Here is a 17913-nt window from a genome sequence, read left to right as displayed (position 1 = left end):
CGGCGGCAGATCAGGAGGCAGAAGATTTGATGAAACGAAAACCGAGATGGACGCTTGAGATACTGACCGGCGCGCTGGCCGTTCTGTGCGGCCTGCTGTTTCTGGTGCTGCTCGTCCAGCGCCCGGCGGGCTGGCCGGTGCTGGCGGTGCTGGTGGTGCTGTGGGGCATCGGGATGGGGCTTTTCCGTTACCGGCTGCGCAGCTGGCTTGCGCGCTGGGTAACGGGCGGGAGCTTTGAAAACTCCAAGACCCAGTACAGTCTGGAATCCCTGTCTCAGCCGGCGGCGGTGCTCTCCGGCGAGACGGTGCTGTGGTACAACACGGCATTCCGCCAGCGGCTGCTGGGCGGCGAAGACCGTCTGGCCAGCCGGGCGCAGAAGCTGCTGCCCGGCCTGGACCTGCAGCTCTGCCGCACGGCGGACGGCCAGCAGCTCAACCTGGCCGACGGCGTGTGGAGCATCCACAGCTCCACGGTGCCGGGCCAGAGCGAGAGCGTCACGCTCCTGATCTTCAACGAAGAGACCGCGCTGCGCCGGGTGGAGGCCGAGTACAAGGCCAGCCGCCCCGGCTACATGGTCTTTCTGGTGGACGGCTACGACGATGTCTTCAGCGATATGCTGGACAGCGAGCGCGCCCGCCTGCTGGAGGGCATCAACCGTGTGCTGGAGGATCTGATCGGGCGGGGCACCGGCTTTCTGCGCCGGGTGGCCAGCGGCCGGTATATCGCCGTGGTGGAAGAGCGCCATCTGGAGCAGTACGCAAAGCGCGGTTATGATGTGCTGGATAAGATCCGCGCCCTCGACCCCAGCGTGAACCTGTCCATCTCCATCGGCATCGGCCGCGGGGCCAAGACCCTGCGGGAGGCGCAGGATATGGCGGTGCAGGCGCTGGATATGGCGCAGGGCCGCGGCGGCGACCAGGCCGCCGAGATGACGCCGGACGGCTTCACCTTCTACGGCGGCGTCAGCCACGGCGTGGAAAAGCGGAGCAAGGTCCGCAGCCGCATTGTGGCCGACCAGCTGGTCAAGCTCATCAAGGAGGCCGACCATGTGGTCATCATGGGCCACCGGATGAGCGACCTCGACGCCATCGGCGCGGCAGAGGGTGTGCTGCGCATCTGCAAGATCTGCGATGTGCCCGCCGTCATCGCCGTCCGCCGGGACGCCACGCTGGCAGGCTCCCTCATCGACGCTCTGGTCCGGGCCGGGCAGGAGGATGACTTCATCGACCCCAAGGGGGCGCTGCCCATCGTCTCGAAAAAAACGCTCTGCATCGTGGTGGATACATACCAGACCGGCCTCGTGGAGAGCAAGGAGATCCTGGAAAAGTGCGGCAAGGTGGCCGTCATCGACCACCACCGCAAGGGCGTCGGCTTCATCGAGAACCCGGCTCTGGTCTGCCACGAGCCGTATTCGTCCTCGGCCAGTGAGCTGGTCACGGAGCTGCTGCAGTATGTCGGCACCCGCGACGACAAGCCCAACCGGGTCGAGGCCGAGGGCCTGCTCTCCGGCATTATGCTGGACACCCGCGACTTCACCCTGCACACCGGTGTGCGCACCTTTGAGGCCGCTGCGGCCCTCCGCCGCTATGGCGCGGAGACCGAGCGGGTCCGCCAGCTGTTCGATGTGACGATGGTGGAATACAACGCCAAGGCTGCGCTGGTGGAAGCCGCCCAGATGTACAAAGGCTGTGCCATCTCGGTGGGCGGCGAGCTTGCCCCGGAGGCCCGCGTGGCCGTGGCGCAGGCTGCGAACGACCTGCTGACCATTCAGGGCGTCGATGCCAGCTTCGTGGCTGTTCAGGTGGGCACGGGCGTGAACGTTTCGGCCCGCAGTCTGGGGGCCGTGAATGTGCAGGTCATCATGGAGTCGCTGGGCGGCGGCGGCCACCAGACCATGGCGGCGGCCCAGCTCAAGCACATCACCCCGGAGGCGGCGCGGGCGCGCATCCAGACCGCCATCGACCAGTACCGGGAGTCGCAGAAAAAGAGCGCCCCGGATACGAAAAAATGAGGAAAGGGGAATCTTCCCATGAAGCAGTATGATTATCTCATCGTGGGTGCCGGTCTGTACGGCGCAGTGTTTGCCCATGAGGCGAAGAAGGCCGGCAAGCGCTGCCTCGTCATCGACAAGCGCGGCCACATCGCGGGCAACATCTACACCGAGCCGGTGGAGGGCATCAACGTGCACCGCTACGGCGCCCACATCTTCCACACCAACAACAAGTCCGTGTGGCAGTATGTGAACCAGTTCGCGGAGTTCAACCGCTACACCAACAGCCCGGTGGCCAACTACCACGGCGAGATCTACAACATGCCCTTCAACATGAACACCTTCAACAAGATGTGGGGCGTGGTCACGCCGGCCGAGGCCAGGGCCAAGATCGAGCAGCAGAAGGCCGAAGCGGGCATCACCGAGCCGAAGAATCTGGAAGAGCAGGCCATCAGTCTGGTGGGCACCGATATCTACGAAAAACTGGTCAAGGGCTACACTGGCAAGCAGTGGGGCCGCCCCTGCACCGAGCTGCCCGCGTTCATCATCAAGCGCCTGCCCGTCCGTTTTACCTACGACAACAACTATTTCAACGCGCTGTATCAGGGCATCCCCAACGGCGGCTATACCGCTCTGGTGGAGAAGATGCTGGACGGTGTGGAAGTCCGCCTGAACGTGGACTATCTGGCCGAGAAGGCGTCTCTGGACAAGCTGGCGGAGAAAGTCGTCTACACCGGCCCCGTCGATGCCTACTTCGGCTACCAGCTGGGCGCATTGCAGTATCGCAGCGTCCGGTTCGAGACCGAGGTGCTGGACACCGACAACTATCAGGGCAACGCCGTCGTGAACTACACCGACGCCGAGACCCCTTACACCCGCATCATTGAGCACAAGCACTTTGAGTTCGGCACTCAGCCCAAAACGGTCATCAGCCGCGAGTACAGCGCCGAGTGGAAGAAAGGCGATGAGCCGTACTACCCCGTCAACGACGAGAAGAACGGTGCGCTCTACGCCGCATACAAGAAGCTGGCCGATGCCGAGCCGGGGGTCATCTTCGGCGGCCGTCTGGGCGAGTACAAGTACTACGATATGGACAAGGTCATCGAGGTGGCACTGTCGGTGGCGGAAAACGAACTGGCATAACAGCGGTTTCCCGGTTGCACGAGGGAAAAGCACCCGGCGATGCGGCCTGATATCAAGTTGACGGAAGCGGTCAATTGCTGTATACTAGAACTTACAAGAACGGCACCGGTTTTTCCGGTGAGAAGTGAGGGATACTATCATGAAAGTGATTCTGAAGCAGGACGTCAAGGGCATTGGCAAGAAGGACGAGATCCACGAGGTCTCCGACGGCTACGCCCGCAACTTTCTGTTCCCGCGCAAACTGGCCGCTGTGGCCGACGCCAGCGCGGTGAATATCGCACGCGGCAAGGAGGCTGCTGCGGATTTCCACGAGGCCGAGACGGTGGCTGCTGCCCAGGCTCTGGCGGCGAAGATCAACGGCAAGACTGTGACCATCAAGGCCAAGGGCGGCGCATCCGGCCGCCTGCACGGCAAGGTCACCGGCAAGGAAGTTGCCGAGGCTCTGGCCCAGCTGGCCGGTGCTCCCATCGACAAGAAGAAGATCGAGCTGGAGACCAAGGACATCAAGGACGCAGGCGTGTTCAACGCCAAGGTGCGTCTGCATGTCGGTGTCGTGGCTTCCTTCAAGATCATGGTGGAAGTGGAGCAGGCCTGATTCCAAAATGCCTGTCAGCGCCCCCTCAGTGCAGGGGGCGCTTTTTGGGTTTCTGAGAGGAAAACGATACCATGCCGAACGAACGACACTATTCCAATGAACTGAATCTGGAGAGCGTGGGCATCAACCTGCCCTACAACATGCAGGCCGAACAGAGTGTGCTGGGCGCGGTGCTGCTCAAGCCGGATACCCTGACCGACCTGGTCGAGATCATCCGGCCGGAGATGTTCTACACCCGCCAGAATGCACAGATCTATTCCGAGATGCTGCGGCTCTTCACGAGCGACCAGACCATCGACTTCGTCACCCTGCTGGACGCAGTCATCTCGGACGGCGTCTTCCCCAGCGCGGACGAGGCGAAAGTCTACCTGACCGGTCTGGCCGAGACGGTGCCCAGCATCTCAAACGTCAAGGCCTATGCCCAGATCGTGCAGGAAAAATATCTGGTCCGCCAGCTGATGGGGGTGGCGAAGGATATCTTGCAGGATGCGGGCGATGAACCGGACGCCGACCTGCTGCTGGAAAACGCCGAGCAGCGCATCTACGAGATCCGCTCCGGGCGGGATTCCAGCGCACTGACGCCCCTTTCTTCCAGCATGGTGGAAACGCTGACCAACCTGCAGAAGATCAGCGGCCCCGATGCCGACAAATACAAGGGCATCCCCACCGGGTTCCGCCTGCTGGATACCGTCCTGACCGGCCTGGGCCGCGGTGACCTCGTCATCCTGGCTGCCCGCCCCGGCATGGGCAAGACCAGCTTTGCGCTGAACATCGCCACCCGCGTGGCCATGCAGCAGAAGGTACCGGTGGCCATCTTCAGCCTCGAAATGACCAAGGAACAGCTGACCAACCGCATCCTCTCGGCGGAAGCGGGCATCGACAGCCAGGCGTTCCGCACCGGTGCCCTCCGCGCCGAGGACTGGGAGTATCTGGCCATGGCGACCGAGAAGCTCCACGATGCGCCCATCTATATGGACGACACGTCCGGTATCACCATCACCGAGATGAAGGCGAAGATCCGCCGGGTCAATCAGGACCCCACCCGCCCGAACGTCGGGCTCATCGTCATCGACTATCTGCAGCTGATGACCACCGGCCAGCGCACCGAGAACCGTGTGCAGGAGATCAGCTCCATCACCCGAAATCTCAAGATCATGGCCAAAGAGATGAACGTGCCCATCATCGCGCTGTCGCAGCTGTCCCGTGCGGTGGAAAAGCAGGGCAACAACTCCAGCCACCGGCCGCAGCTGTCTGACCTGCGTGACTCCGGTTCCATCGAGCAGGACGCCGACTGCGTCCTGTTCCTCTACCGCGATTCCTATTACGCCAGCCAGAATCCCGACGGCGGCGAGGTGGACGCCGATACCGCCGAGTGCATCGTGGCCAAGAACCGCCACGGCGAGACCAGCACGGTGCCGCTGGGCTGGGATGGAGCGCATACCCGCTTTATGGATGTGGATTTCAAACGCTGATGAACGAGATCGTGAAAAAAGTGCGCGCCTTCGCGCAGGAAAACGAGCTGTTCGCGCCGGGGCAGCGGCTGTGCGCCGCCGTTTCGGGCGGGGCCGACAGCATGGCGCTGCTCCGGCTGCTGCTACTGGTCCAGCCGGTGTTCGGCTACGAGCTGACGGCCTGCCATGTGAATCACGGCCTGCGGGGAGAGCCCGCCGACCGGGACGAATCCTTTGTCCGCGCCGAATGCGCCCGGCTGAACGTGCCGCTGCGCGTATTCCATCCGGCTGACGTGGGTGCTGCCGTCCCGGCGCATCCGGGGGAGGACTGGGCGCGGAAGCTTCGCTATGCCTGCTTCGATGCTCTGCGGGCCGGTGGGATAGATGCGGTCGCCACCGCCCATACTGCTACTGACCAGACCGAGACGCTGCTGTTCCGGCTGGCGCGGGGGGCCGGTCTCCACGGCGCAGCGGGCATCCGGCCCAGCCGCCCCGGCTTCTGCCGCCCGCTGCTCTGCCTGACCCGCGCGGAGACCGAGCAGGTCTGCACGGCATGCGGCCAACGCTGGGTGACGGACGAGACGAATGCCTCCGACGCCTACGCCCGCAACCGGCTGCGCCACGCGGCGCTCCCGGCTCTGCGCTCGGTGAACGAGGCGGCGGAGGAAAATTTCGCCCGCTTCTGCGAAAAGGCCGCCCGCGCGGATGCCTACTTTGCACAGCGGGCGGAAGAGCTGCTGGAAGACGCGGAGGTCCTGCTGCCGCCCGCCCTCCCGGCGGGGGCGCGGTATGCGCTGCAGAGCGGCCGGCCCGTCTGGGGGCTGGAAGGGCTGCAGGAGGCCGACCTGCTGATCCTGGAAGCCGCCCTGCACAGTTTGGTGGCCCCAGTGCGGGACGCGGAGGAAAAATACATCCGCCTGCTCTGCGCGCTGGTGGAGCAGGGGAGCGGGGCCGTCCAGCTGACCGGAAGCGTCCGCTTCTGTGCGGGCGGCGGAGTGCTCTGGATGGAAGAAATGCCTACCGCGGCAGCCCCGGACGACCCGGCGGCTGCGGTGCTCCCGCTGCCGTTTGACCCGGCAGGACCGCTGGAAATTGCCCTTCCGGGGGGCTGGATGCTCGCAGCCCGGCAGATTCCGGGCGGTTTTCAAGAAAAAACACAGGGTGTTCATAAAAAAGACTTAAAAAATCAGGCAGATTATGCTAGAATAATAATGTTATATTCTGCGCTCACGCTGCGCTGCCGCCAGCCGGGGGATACGTTCCGCCCGGCGGGACGCGGCATCCGCAAAGAGCTGCGCAAATGGATGAACGAAGCGGGCATCCCGCCCGAAGAACGAGACCGTCTGCCGCTGCTTGCGGCGGGGAGCGAGGTCGTGTGGGTCTGCGGTGCAGGCTTTGCCGACGGGCTGGCTCCCACGGCGGACAGTGAAAACGTCTTGCAGATGGAAGCGCAAAAAATGGAGGAACAACAATGAGTATGCACGACGATATCGAGAAAGTCCTGGTCAGCGAAGAACAGCTGAAGGCCAAGGTCGCGGAACTGGGCGCCCGGATCAGCAAAGACTACGAGGGCAAAAACCTCGTCCTCGTCTCCATCCTGAAGGGCTCGGTGGTCTTCATGGCTGACCTGATGCGGGCGGTGAGCATCCCGTGCAGCATCGACTTCATGGTGGTGTCCAGCTACGGCGGCAGCAACACCACCTCCAGCGGTCTGGTCAAGATCATCAAGGATCTGGACGGCGACCTCTCCGGCAAGGATGTGCTGATCGTGGAGGATATCCTCGACACCGGCGTCACCCTGTCCAACCTGGTGCCGATGCTCAAGATGCGCAACCCGAACTCCGTGAAGATCTGCACCATCCTCGACAAGCCCAGCCGCCGCAAGGCCGACATCCAGCCCGACTACGAGGGCTATCAGGTGCCGGACGAGTTCGTGGTGGGCTATGGCCTGGACTACGATGAGAAATACCGCAATCTGCCCTATGTCGGCGTGCTCAAGCCCGCTGTCTACGAAAAATAAGTAAGAATAGAACTGGAGTTGATCCCTTTTGCAACCGAAACGACCTCGCTTTAACCCCCTGATCCTGGCGCTGGCGCTGGCGGCTGTGCTGATGATCTGGTCGGTGCTGGGCACCGGCGGCAGCAGCACGAGCGGCTCGACCATGAGCTACTCCACCGTGGTGCATTACTTTGAGCACAATCAGGTCACGGACTTCACACTGGACCGGAACACCAGCATCATCACCCTGACGCTGAAGGAGGGCGACCTGGCCCTGCCGGACACCGCGTCCGCAGCCGGCACCACGCAGGCTACCGGCGGCCTGCTCAGCGGGATGTTCTCCACCTCCTCGGCGGCTTCCGTCGGCGCGGTGAAGAACGACGACGGCACCGTGACCGTCCGTTACAAGCTGCCCTATGCCTACGTTTTCATTGAGAATGTGGACAAATATATCGCTTCCTACGATGCGGCGAACCCCGACGCACCGATGACCTACGACTACACCACCCTCAAGGAGACCATCCCCTGGATGGAGATCCTGTTCTATCTGGGGATGCTGGGCTGCACCGGCTTCCTGCTCTTCTCCATGATGCGGGGCGGTGCCGGTGGCGGCGGCATCATGAACGTCGGCAAAGCCAAGGTCAAGGATGAGCATGAGAACAAGAAGACCGCGACCTTCGCCGATGTGGCCGGTGAGGACGAGGAGAAGGAAGAGCTGAAGGAAGTCGTCGAGTTCCTCAAGAGCCCGGACAAGTTCAACTCCCTCGGTGCCCGCATCCCCCACGGCGTCCTGCTCGTGGGCCCTCCGGGTACCGGTAAGACCCTACTGGCCCGCGCCTGCGCCGGTGAGGCCGGTGTGCCGTTCTACTCCATCTCCGGCTCGGATTTCGTGGAGATGTACGTCGGCGTCGGCGCTTCCCGTGTGCGTGACCTGTTCGATAAGGCCAAGAAGACCATGCCCTGCATCATCTTCATCGACGAGATCGACGCGGTCGGCCGCCAGCGCGGCGCCGGCCTGGGCGGCGGCCACGATGAACGCGAGCAGACCCTGAACCAGCTGCTGGTCGAGATGGACGGTTTTGAGGCCAACGACGGCGTCATCGTCATGGCGGCCACCAACCGTGCCGACATCCTCGATAAGGCGCTGCTCCGCCCCGGCCGCTTCGACCGTCAGGTCTATGTCGGCCTGCCGGATGTCAAGGGCCGTGAAGAGATCCTGAAGGTCCACACCAAGAACAAGCCTCTGGCCCCGGATGTGTCGCTGAAGGTCATTGCCCAGCGCACCGCCGGTTTTGCCGGTGCAGACCTCGAAAACCTCGTCAACGAGGCCGCGCTGCTGGCAGCCCGCCGCAGCCGCAAGGCCATCACGATGGAGGACATCGAGGAGGCATCCATGAAGGTCATGGCAGGCCCTGAAAAGAAGAGCCGCGTCGTGACCCCCGAAGAGAAAAAGCTCACGGCCTACCACGAGGCAGGCCACGCGGTGGCGGGCTTCTACTGCAAGCACCACCCCCGTGTGCATGAGATCACCATCATCCCGCGCGGTCAGGCAGGCGGCTACACCATGTATCTGCCCGAAAAGGACCGCAGCTACGTGACCAAGGGCGAGATGTTCGAGGACATCGTGTCCAGCCTGGGCGGCCGCGTGGCCGAACAGCTGATTTTGGAGGACATCTCTACCGGTGCCTCCAACGACCTGCAGCAGGCCACCAACATCGCCCGCCAGATGATCACCAAGTACGGCTTCTCCGAGCGGCTTGGCCCGGTGGTCTACGGCACCTCGCAGGAGGAGACCTTCCTGGGCCGCGACTTCGGCCAGGGCAAGGGCTACAGCGAGACGACCGCCGCCGAGATCGACAGCGAGATGCGGGATATCATCGACGAGGCCTACGAGACCTGCCGCCGCACCCTGACCGAGCACATCGACCAGCTGCATGCACTGGCACAGGCCCTGATGGAGCGTGAAAAGCTCAACGAGCAGGAGTTCAATACCGTGATGGCGGGCGGCAAGCTGTCCCCGCGTGACGGGGACGAACCCAAAGCGGAGGCATCGGCCCCCGTGGAGACGGCCCCGGTGGAGCCTGCTGAGCCGGCCGAACCGGCAGAACCTGCCGAGCAGGCCGAGAATGCCCAGCTCGGCGAAGCGTTCATCCCGGAGCAGGATGCTCCGACGAGCGAAGAATAAACCACGAAGGGAGCGAGTGTTGTGGAGGAAAATTTTGATCCGGTCGCACGGACAAGAGCGAATTACTACACTCCCGGCAGCCCGGTGCAGTTCGTCTGCGTGGAGCTGCTCAAGGGCGAGGCCAGCGGCGACCATGCGGTCTGCCTGACCTTTAAGAACATTTCCCGCGTGACCCTGACCGCACTGGAGATCCATTTCAAGTGCAAGGGCGTGGATGGCGTCATCCTCTGTGAGGACCAGTTCGAGTACCGCGACATCGAGGTCAAGCCCGGCGAGAGCTTCGGCATGGACGATGCGGTGTTCGTGACCCAGAAGGCCATCACCAGCGTGGATGTGTCTCTCCGAAATGTTTACAGCGGCAAAAAGGTCGTGCATCTGGACGCCATCAAGCGCGTCCGCCTGCCCGCCCCGCGCCGCCTGAGCCCGGAGCTGCAAAAGGCGCTGGAAGCCCGGATGAACCGTCAGGGCCTCAAGTATATGCCCCAGGTCTTCGAGAACGGCTGGTACTGCGCCTGCGGTTCCTTCCACCCGAAGGAAGAAGACACCGTTTACTGCACCGAGTGCGGCTGCGACCGCATCCTGCTGCAAAACGCATTGAACACCCTGCTGCAGCCGGAAAAGAAGGAGCCTGTGCCCGCCGCCGAGCCGGTGCGGCCTGTGCAGACGGAGCCGGACGAGCGCACCCGTGTTGTGGGCGCTGCCCCGGTCCCGCCGGAAGAGCCGACCCGCATCGTGGGCAGTGTGCCGCCCCGGACAGAACCGGATGCGGAGGCCACCCGCGTGATGCCGCCGCGCACGACCCTGCGGCCTTCGGCTGAGGAAGTGGACAGGCCCGCTTCCTTTGCGCCGCCGCTGGAGAACGCGCCGGATGCAGAGAGCACCCGTGTGCTGGATGCTTCCACCCGTGCGGCATTTCCCGGCAAAACCAGCCCGGCCCATGCGGACGACGAGGGGACCCGCGTCATCCCGGCCAGAGGGCGGGAGGCTGTTCGCCCGGCCGAGCCGGAGGACGCCGAAGAGGAAGAGCAGACCGAAGCCCACGACGGCGTGGCCGAAACGCTCATCCGCTGGGTGCCGCCGCTCACGGCCATCATCTGCGCCGGCATCGCGCTGTGGGGCTTTGTGTACTATCAGTTCATGATGTAAAAAACGAACGGAGGAGGCCCAACGCTTCCTCCGTTTTTGGTTTTCTCAAGGGAGGATACTATGCCAGACGAAACACTGCAAGTGGCATTTGAGATCAAAACAGCCTGCGACGAGATCAGCCGCAAGCTGCTGCGCTGGCACTGGGAGCGAAAGCCCGGTGCCCACAGCCTGAACGCCCTGCTGGAACACATCGCCCAGCGCCAGCAGGAGAGCCCGGAGTATTACGAGCGGATGCCCGACCTTTCGGGCAAGACGAGCTGGAGCCAGCTGGACACCACCCTGTGTATGCGGGTGCTGCTGGACCCCGAAAAGGACGCTGCTCATCCGCTGGACCTGCTGGGCAATACCGAACACCCCGGTGCTGCCCGCCGCGCCTGCAACGCGGTGCGCACGGCCCGCAACGAGGCCGCACACGCATCGGACCGCACCGCCGGGACCCAGGCGGCCATCCTCTTTAACGAAGCCGTGGAGGCGCTGGAAGAGAGCTATGCGGGTACAGCCCTGCGCACCAGTGAGCTGGAGCAGTATTACCGGCAGGCAGAGGCATTTCTGAACCGCTGCGGGGCAAGAAAGCCCGTCGCCAGGGCATCGCAGCCGGAGGGACAGGAGACGCGCAGCACCGGAAAAACCCGGAACGCCAGCCAGCGGAACGGATCAGGTTCGGGCAATGCGGCCAACCGCAGACCGCGTTCCGGCAGCGCGGGCCGCACTGCGGGCAGCCGGAACGGCACGGCCCGCAAAAACACGACGAATCGCAAACAGGGGGGCGGCAGACGCAGCCGGACGCCCCGCACGAATTACGCGGTGCTGGGCCTGCTGCTGGCTATGCTGGTGCTGGGCCTGCTCTTCCGCTGGATGGGGATGGGAAAATGAAACAAAAACTGATTTTTCTGGATATCGACGGCACCCTGCTGCCGCCGGGTGAGATGACCGTGCCGGACAGCGCGGTGGAGGCCCTCCGCCGTGCCCGCGCCAACGGGCACAAGCTCTTTCTCTGCACCGGGCGGAACCTCCGGATGACCGAACCGCTCTTCCACTACGGGTTCGACGGCTTCGTCTGCTCGGCAGGCGGCTATGTGGGCTGTGAGGGAAAGGTCCTGGTGGACCTCCCCATGGAGCCGGAGCAGGTGCGCGGCCTGCGGGCGGCGCTGCAAGCATGCGGGGCCGAGTGTACACTGGAAGTGCGGGACGATACTTATGGCGGCATCAAAATGATCGAGCGGTTTGCCAACCTCTTCCCCAAAAAGCCGGGCCAGACCAACAGCGAGGCCGAGCGCTGGCGGAAGATGATGGAGTTCGGGATGACCATCCGCCCCATCGAGGAATACCACGGCGAGCCGGTCTACAAGATCGTTTTCATTGCGCCCAACGAAGCCTGCCTGACGGAGGTGAAGCGGCAGTACGAAGACCAGTTCGTCTTCTGCGAATCCCGCCTTGGCGACGAGGGCGGCGGCATCGTGAACGGAGAACTCATCAACCGCAAATTCAACAAGGGGAGCGGCATCCGGGCTATTTGCAATCACCTGGGCTGCTCGCTGGCCGATACCATCGGCTTTGGCGACAGCGACAACGACTTGCAGATGACGGATGTTGTCGGCATCAGCGTCTGCATGGCCAACGGCTCAGACAACCTGAAAAAACGCTGTGACCGCATCTGCCCCGCCGTCACCGACGACGGCATCGCGCGGGAGTTCGCAGCGCTGGGGCTGATCTGAGGACAAACCAATGAATAATCTTTTTGACTATGCGACCAGTGAATTGTCGCAGGATGCAGTGATCTGCTGGTGTTTGAATTGGCTGAATGAACCGGCATCGAATCTGTACCCGCTGGCCGTAGACCTTTTGAAGAAAATGGGCGAGGTGACGATCGAAAGCGGACAGACGCTTCAGACGATACAGCAGTTTTATAAAACGGACATTCTGATCTGCCTGACGGGAAAAAATCGTGTGATCCTGGTGGAAGATAAGACGGACAGCTCGGAACATGGGGAACAGATCCGCAGATATCGCGAACGAATGACGCAGCTCTCCGAAGAAGAGCGGCGGCTCTGCGGCATCCATGAGAATGTGGAACTCAGGACGGTTTATTTCAAGACGGGCTTTCTCTATGATGCAGACCGACTCGTAGATGCAGACGTCACCATTACGGGCGAAGCGTTTTTACAATGCCTGACACCTTATCAAGGAAAAAGCGAGATTTTGGACGCCTATCTCACCTTTCTGGAGCGAAAACTGGAGCAACAGGCGCGGGAAAAGGATTTTTTGCAGGAGCCGGAACGGCTGAATAACAGTGCGATCGCGCAACATACATTGATGCGGATGATCTTTCCGGAAACGCTCTGGAAACGAGGCAGTGTTCTTTATGAGGTCTACCATGGCTCCAGTTTTGGCAGGCCCTGGACGGAAATGGTCATTGCGGAGTATTTGTTTCCCACTCAAAAAGACGGATATCGCATTTTCTGGCGGATGGATAGTGATCAGGACGGGACCTATCTTTCACTTCGGTTTTATGATCCGTACAATAAGAAAGATGTGGCAGAAAAGCAGACGCATGTGGAGGCGTATCGGAAGCACCGTGCGCAGATCAAGGCAATCTGTACATACGAATTTGAACCGGACAGCATGTGGGCGTGGGAAAATGTTCGGTGCGGCCACACGGAAAATTACTACGAAGCGTCTCTTTTGACGCTTCATCTGGAACAGGTCCTGAAGCATTGGGACACCGAACGAGAAGTGTTGGTCCAAGGCGCAAGGGCACTCACCGAACAGTTCCGGAGAAAAAATTAGAAGATCAAACAGAAAAACGACCGGGGAGCCTCGTTGGAAAGAGACTTCCCGGTCGTTGCGCTACATCTCTGCCCCGCCGTCACCGACGACGGCATGGCGCGGGAATTTGCAGCGCTGGGGCTTATCTGAGCCGGAATGCCCCATACAAAAAGAGCGCACAATGGTGCTGGATAGCCCAGTGGAGCACCTGCTTGAGCCGGGGCAGCTGGCTCTCATCCAGCTCCCGGAGAACAGCCTGCACAAGAGGATCCCGGCAGATGGCCGCGATGTTCCGCAGGCTGTTTTTGTTGTGTGCGGCCTCCTGCGCGATGCAGCGGCGGACCCGGCCTAAAAAGGCCTTGTCGAGCCGCGGACGGTAGACTTCGGGCGGGAAGCGCAGGGCAAGCTCTGCCGAGACCTTCTCGTAGAACCGCTTTTCCCGCGCAAAGCGGTCGGCCCGGTATACACCGGTGAGGGAGGCAGGGTTCTGGCAGTAATAATAGAGAGGCTCCGGTACGATGGCGACTGCCCCGGCGTGGGCAAGATAGTCCAGATGGAACAGCAGATCTTCGGACAGGTACTCCCGCTCGGAGAGGAACCGGATGTGGTGCGCCCGGAGGATGGGCAGGGAGTAGAGCCCCTTCCAGACCGACATTCCGATCTCCACATCGTGGGGATGGTGCGGCCGGGAGCCGACCATGCCGAGAAGAAGCTGGTCGATCTCAGCACCGGTGTAGAGGGAACGCGCATAGTCCTCCGGGGCAAGGCGGACACTGCCGTCGGCGGAGACATCGTAATAGCGGCAGAAGCAGGTGTCGGCCTGCGCCTGGGTGAGCGTGGTCAGAAGCCGTTCCAGCATGTGGGGGTCGGCGTAGTCATCCGGGTCAAGGAAGGCGACAAAATCGCCGACTGCATGGTCCAGCCCGGTGTTGCGGGCTGCACTGAGGCCGCCGTTGGGCTGGTGGACGACCCGAACGCGCGGGTCCTGCCGGGCATAGGCGTCGCAGCGGGCGGCGCAGCCGTCGGTGGCACCATCGTCGATAAGAAGGATATCAAGGTCCCGGTGGGTCTGCCCCAGCAGGGACGTCATGCTGCGGTCCAGATAGGGCAGAACATTGTAGGTCGGGACGATCACGCTGATGCAGGGCATTCAGGCCACCTCGCTTTCGGAAACTTGTGCGCCGACTTCTTTGCCGGCATGGTAATAGGTGAACCGGGTGCGGAACGCCTGCTCTGCGTTGGCGCTCAGCCGGGCGGCAAAGGCAGGGTCTGCGGCCAGCCGGTCCATCGCCTCGTGCAGAGCCGCTTCCTCCTTGGGCACCACAAGGCCGGTGACGCCATCGGTGAGATAGTCGTCTGTCAGGCCCTGTGTCTGGGTCACGATGACGGGTACACCGAGATCCATGGCCGTGAGGAAGGTCAGCTGCCCGGAGGCGACCTGGTCGTTTTCAAAGGCGAAGAGAACGGCTCTGGCGTTCCGCATCCGGCGCAGCATGGCCTCGCCGAACAGGTTCTGTTCGACCTGGATGTTGGGTTCCGGGCAGGGGGCGAGGACATCGCAGGCGATGCAGAGCGTTTCCGGGCGGCCCCGGAACGCCCGGATGAGGAAGTCATAGTCGCGGTTGCTGCGGCCGGTGGCAAAATAGTAGCCCTGCGCTTTCAGTGCCGGGTCGTCGTAGGCGGCGGGGTCGTGCGGGATCGAGCCGCAGTGGGCAAAACCGAATCGGGAAAGGGGCAGACCGAAGGTCTCGGCGTAGCGCGGGGCCTCGGCGCGGGTGGTCAGCAGGATGCGGTCCACTGCGTCGGAAGTGACGGAGTACCGCACAAAACGCTCGAACAGCCTCCCGGCAAAGCCGGACCGCGGCTTGTAGATAAAGGTCATGATGACGAGCCGGAACCGCTTTTTGAGGTGGAACAACCGGCAGAAAAACGCGATGGCGATGCCGTAGAACTGCTGCCAGCAGAGCAGGGTCTTGCCGGAATACCGGGCCGGGTGGGTGACCACATGGAGCGCCACCGTGAAAAACTTGAGGTAGCGGCGCAGACCGTAGGTCGTGTTGTTGGGATAAAGCTCGACTTCCCAGGGGGAAGCGGTCGCTTCTTTCAGCCCGCGCACAAAGCCCTCGGCCTCCTCATAGTTACTGTCGATCAGCAAAATGTATTCTGCCATATCCTGAACCTCCGCAATGTGATCTTGTCAGCCCCTCGCAGGATCGGGATCTCCGTGAAAAGAGGGAATTAGACTAAAATCATTATAAAGGATTTGCACATAAAAATCCATCTTTTTATCAAAAAACCGGGAAGCCTCTTGGGTGAGAGACTTCCCGGTCGTTGGTTTGATGGGAGTTAGTAGTGCAGCTGGTCAGCGGTCAGCGCTTCCAGAACAGGGAGCATGGCGGCTGCCTCGGCCTTGGCGGCGGGCAGGTCCATGTCGCGGTAGTTGCCGCATTCCACTTCGCTGGCACCGGGGACAGCGCCCTCAAAGGCCGCCATGAAGCGGAAGGACTCCACCGTCAGCTTCAACGCTTCGGCAGGGGCAAGGCCGCGCGTGAGCAGATAGAAGCCGGTGCGGCAGCCCATGGGGCCGACGTAGATGACGCCGTCCCGGAAAGCGCTGTTCCGCGCGTAGGTAGCGAACAGGTGCTCCAGCGTGTGGGCGGCCCCGGTGGAGAGATAATCGCCGTGGTTCGGCTTCTTCATCCGGATGTCCCAGGTGAGCACATCGCCGTCCTGACGGCTCAGGTACATGCCGCGGTCCAGTTTGGTGTGGTCCACGCAAAAACTCGCGATCCGTTCCATCTCGTGCACCTCTCAGGCCTGCAGGCGCTGGACGCTGCCGTGGGCGCAGTCCACAGCGATGTCCAGACCGTCGCGGATGTGGCTGCAGGCACCCAGGGCACCCACGATGGTGGGCTTGAGCAGGGCCTTGCCGGCAATGGCGGCGTGGCTGTTCAGGCCAGCCTCCTCGACCACCAGAGCGGCAGCATCGCGGACGTACTCCAGCATCTCGTTGGTGGTGGAGGGCACGACCAGCACCATGCCAGGCTTGAACTTGGCGCGGACCTCGTCCAGCGTGCGGCAGACGCAGGCCTTGCCGGAAGCGCTGGTCAGGTCGGCGTTCTCGCGGCCGACGCCCACACCGGTGGACAGGCAGTTGCCGACCATGTGGATCTTGATCATGTTGGTGGTGCCGGAAACGCCCACGGGGACACCGGCGGTGACGACGGCCAGCTCACCGTTGTGCAGGTAGCCGTTCTTCTGGGCCAGCGCGGTGGACATCTCGATCAGCTCGTCGGTGCTCTTGGCGGGGCCCATCAGCAGGGTGGTGATGCCCCAGCTCAGGGAGAGCTGACGCTGGACCTGCTCGTTCATGACGCAGGCGATGATGGGCTGGGTGGGGCGGTACTTGCTCAGCAGGCGGGCGGTGTTGCCGGACTCGGACACGGTGACGATGGCGGCAGCGTTGACGTCCCGTGCGGTCAGGCAGGCAGCGTGTGCGGTGGCATCGCTGACGCTGATCTGGCCGTGGGCGGCATCCTTGAAGCGCTCGTCGCGGTAGTGGGGCTCGTTCTCGGTGCGCTCGGCGATGGCGGACATGGTCTTCAGGGCCTCGACGGGGTAAGCGCCCGCAGCGGTCTCGCCGGAGAGCATGATGGCAGAGGTGCCGTCATAGATGGCGTTTGCCACGTCGGAGATCTCGGCGCGGGTGGGGCGGGGGTTGACCATCATGCTGTCCAGCATCTGGGTGGCGGTGACGATGGGCTTGCCGAAGGAGAAGGAGCGGTCGATGATGTTCTTCTGGATGCCGGGCAGCTCGGTGAAGTCGATCTCGACGCCCAGGTCGCCGCGGGCGACCATGACGGCGTCGGCAGCGGACAGGATGCTGTCGATGTTGTTGACACCCTCACGGTTCTCGATCTTGGCGATGATGCGGATGTTGGAGTCGTACTCGTTCAGCAGGTTGCGGATATCGTAGACGTCCTGTGCGGTGCGCACGAAGGAGGCTGCGATGAAGTCGAAGCCGTTCTGGATGCCGAAGATGATGTCCTCGCGGTCCTTCTGGCTCAGGTACGGCATGGACAGATGGACGCCGGGCACGTTGACACCCTTCTTGGTCTTGATCTTGCCGCTGTTCAGCACGGTGCAGGTGATGTCGGTGTCGGTGACCTTCTCGATGCGCAGCATGATGAGGCCGTCGTCCAGCATGATGGTGCCGCCCTCGTGCACATCGTGGGGCAGGTCCTTGTAGGTGATGGAGCAGATCTCCTTGGTGCCCTCCACCTCACGGGTGGTCAGGGTGAAGGTCTGGCCGGCTTCCAGCATCTCGACGCCGTTCTTGAACTCCTTCAGGCGGATCTCAGGGCCCTTGGTGTCCAGCAGGGCAGCAACGGGCTTGCCCAGCTCTTCGCGCAGTGCCTTCAGATTGGCCAGACGGCCGCCGTGCTCCTCATAGGAGCCGTGGGAAAAATTGAAGCGGGCCACGTTCATGCCGTTGGCGATCAGCTCGCGCAGGACATCCCCTTTGTCGGTGGAAGGGCCCAGGGTGCAGATGATCTTCGTTTTTCTCATGTTGATTACCTCGATCTTTCTCTATTCTACTCTCTATCTTAACGCAGCAGCCCGATCGGCTGCATTTG

Annotated in this window: 15 protein-coding genes; 11 read left to right on the top strand and 4 right to left on the bottom strand. The window is 62.5% G+C overall.

The window, feature by feature from the left end; translation table 11 throughout:
* Positions 1 to 29 precede the first annotated feature (29 nt).
* The 11 genes from J3350_RS01660 (at position 30) to J3350_RS01610 (ending at position 13297) form a co-directional block, all read left to right on the top strand.
* Positions 30 to 2012: a DHH family phosphoesterase gene (locus J3350_RS01660; protein WP_207685648.1), complete on the top strand. Its 1983-nt coding sequence runs from the start codon at positions 30 to 32 to the stop codon at positions 2010 to 2012.
* 18 nt (positions 2013 to 2030) lie between these two features.
* Complete coding sequence (gene glf, locus J3350_RS01655) at positions 2031 to 3134, top strand: UDP-galactopyranose mutase (RefSeq protein ID WP_207685479.1); 1104 nt, start codon at positions 2031 to 2033, stop codon at positions 3132 to 3134.
* Positions 3135 to 3273: 139 nt separating this feature from the next.
* Positions 3274 to 3729, top strand: a complete 456-nt coding sequence (rplI, locus tag J3350_RS01650; RefSeq protein ID WP_097792596.1) for a 50S ribosomal protein L9 — start codon at positions 3274 to 3276, stop codon at positions 3727 to 3729.
* Positions 3730 to 3800: 71 nt separating this feature from the next.
* Entirely contained in the window at positions 3801 to 5201 is a 1401-nt protein-coding gene (gene dnaB, locus J3350_RS01645; protein ID WP_207685478.1) for a replicative DNA helicase, read from the top strand.
* Positions 5201 to 6655 (top strand): tRNA lysidine(34) synthetase TilS, encoded by a 1455-nt coding sequence (gene tilS / locus J3350_RS01640; RefSeq protein WP_207685477.1) that lies wholly within the window; start codon positions 5201 to 5203, stop codon positions 6653 to 6655. The genes dnaB and tilS overlap by 1 nt, the downstream gene beginning before the upstream one ends.
* On the top strand, positions 6652 to 7200 hold the full coding sequence (hpt, locus tag J3350_RS01635; protein ID WP_207685476.1) for a hypoxanthine phosphoribosyltransferase: 549 nt from the start codon (positions 6652 to 6654) through the stop codon (positions 7198 to 7200). Before tilS ends, hpt begins: the two co-directional genes overlap by 4 nt.
* A 91-nt stretch (positions 7201 to 7291) precedes the next feature.
* Positions 7292 to 9364, top strand: a complete 2073-nt coding sequence (ftsH, locus tag J3350_RS01630) for an ATP-dependent zinc metalloprotease FtsH (RefSeq protein WP_207685647.1) — start codon at positions 7292 to 7294, stop codon at positions 9362 to 9364.
* A gap of 21 nt (positions 9365 to 9385) precedes the next feature.
* Positions 9386 to 10510, top strand: a complete 1125-nt coding sequence (locus tag J3350_RS01625; protein WP_207685475.1) for a hypothetical protein — start codon at positions 9386 to 9388, stop codon at positions 10508 to 10510.
* 60 nt (positions 10511 to 10570) lie between these two features.
* Positions 10571 to 11383 (top strand): hypothetical protein, encoded by an 813-nt coding sequence (locus J3350_RS01620; RefSeq protein WP_207685474.1) that lies wholly within the window; start codon positions 10571 to 10573, stop codon positions 11381 to 11383.
* Positions 11380 to 12225, top strand: coding sequence for an HAD family hydrolase (locus tag J3350_RS01615; protein ID WP_118551789.1), 846 nt, complete (start codon positions 11380 to 11382; stop codon positions 12223 to 12225). Before J3350_RS01620 ends, J3350_RS01615 begins: the two co-directional genes overlap by 4 nt.
* A 10-nt stretch (positions 12226 to 12235) precedes the next feature.
* Complete coding sequence (locus J3350_RS01610) at positions 12236 to 13297, top strand: hypothetical protein (protein ID WP_207685473.1); 1062 nt, start codon at positions 12236 to 12238, stop codon at positions 13295 to 13297.
* A gap of 121 nt (positions 13298 to 13418) precedes the next feature.
* Here the strand turns inward: J3350_RS01610 and J3350_RS01605 are convergent, their stop codons facing one another.
* The 4 genes from J3350_RS01605 to pyk all read right to left on the bottom strand — a co-directional run bounded on the left by J3350_RS01605 (position 13419) and on the right by pyk (position 17845).
* A complete protein-coding gene (locus J3350_RS01605; RefSeq protein ID WP_207685472.1) occupies positions 13419 to 14426 on the bottom strand; it encodes a glycosyltransferase in 1008 nt (335 codons plus the stop codon).
* Positions 14427 to 15446 (bottom strand): glycosyltransferase, encoded by a 1020-nt coding sequence (locus J3350_RS01600; RefSeq protein WP_207685471.1) that lies wholly within the window; start codon positions 15444 to 15446, stop codon positions 14427 to 14429. It abuts the gene before it with no gap.
* A gap of 176 nt (positions 15447 to 15622) precedes the next feature.
* A complete protein-coding gene (locus J3350_RS01595) occupies positions 15623 to 16075 on the bottom strand; it encodes an S-ribosylhomocysteine lyase (RefSeq protein ID WP_207685470.1) in 453 nt (150 codons plus the stop codon).
* A gap of 12 nt (positions 16076 to 16087) precedes the next feature.
* Positions 16088 to 17845 (bottom strand): pyruvate kinase, encoded by a 1758-nt coding sequence (pyk, locus tag J3350_RS01590; RefSeq protein ID WP_207685469.1) that lies wholly within the window; start codon positions 17843 to 17845, stop codon positions 16088 to 16090.
* Between the last annotated feature and the right edge of the window lie 68 nt (positions 17846 to 17913).

Source organism: Faecalibacterium sp. Marseille-Q3530, from assembly GCF_017377625.1.
In the GTDB taxonomy this organism is placed as follows: domain Bacteria; phylum Bacillota; class Clostridia; order Oscillospirales; family Ruminococcaceae; genus Faecalibacterium; species Faecalibacterium prausnitzii_E.
The sequence above is the reverse complement of the archived record's forward strand: the minus strand, read 5'-3'. Positions and strand labels throughout refer to the sequence as shown.

Bases quoted from the DNA above. Each gene is read 5' to 3' on its own strand.
- J3350_RS01660 (WP_207685648.1), top strand. From the start codon at position 30: ATGAAACGAAAACCGAGATGGACGCTTGAGATACTGACCGGCGCGCTG.
- glf (WP_207685479.1), top strand. From the start codon at position 2,031: ATGAAGCAGTATGATTATCTCATCGTGGGTGCCGGTCTGTACGGCGCA.
- rplI (WP_097792596.1), top strand. From the start codon at position 3,274: ATGAAAGTGATTCTGAAGCAGGACGTCAAGGGCATTGGCAAGAAGGAC.
- dnaB (WP_207685478.1), top strand. From the start codon at position 3,801: ATGCCGAACGAACGACACTATTCCAATGAACTGAATCTGGAGAGCGTG.
- tilS (WP_207685477.1), top strand. From the start codon at position 5,201: ATGAACGAGATCGTGAAAAAAGTGCGCGCCTTCGCGCAGGAAAACGAG.
- hpt (WP_207685476.1), top strand. From the start codon at position 6,652: ATGAGTATGCACGACGATATCGAGAAAGTCCTGGTCAGCGAAGAACAG.
- ftsH (WP_207685647.1), top strand. From the start codon at position 7,292: ATGATCTGGTCGGTGCTGGGCACCGGCGGCAGCAGCACGAGCGGCTCG.
- J3350_RS01620 (WP_207685474.1), top strand. From the start codon at position 10,571: ATGCCAGACGAAACACTGCAAGTGGCATTTGAGATCAAAACAGCCTGC.
- J3350_RS01615 (WP_118551789.1), top strand. From the start codon at position 11,380: ATGAAACAAAAACTGATTTTTCTGGATATCGACGGCACCCTGCTGCCG.
- J3350_RS01610 (WP_207685473.1), top strand. From the start codon at position 12,236: ATGAATAATCTTTTTGACTATGCGACCAGTGAATTGTCGCAGGATGCA.
- J3350_RS01605 (WP_207685472.1), bottom strand. From the start codon at position 14,426: ATGCCCTGCATCAGCGTGATCGTCCCGACCTACAATGTTCTGCCCTAT.
- J3350_RS01600 (WP_207685471.1), bottom strand. From the start codon at position 15,446: ATGGCAGAATACATTTTGCTGATCGACAGTAACTATGAGGAGGCCGAG.
- J3350_RS01595 (WP_207685470.1), bottom strand. From the start codon at position 16,075: ATGGAACGGATCGCGAGTTTTTGCGTGGACCACACCAAACTGGACCGC.
- pyk (WP_207685469.1), bottom strand. From the start codon at position 17,845: ATGAGAAAAACGAAGATCATCTGCACCCTGGGCCCTTCCACCGACAAA.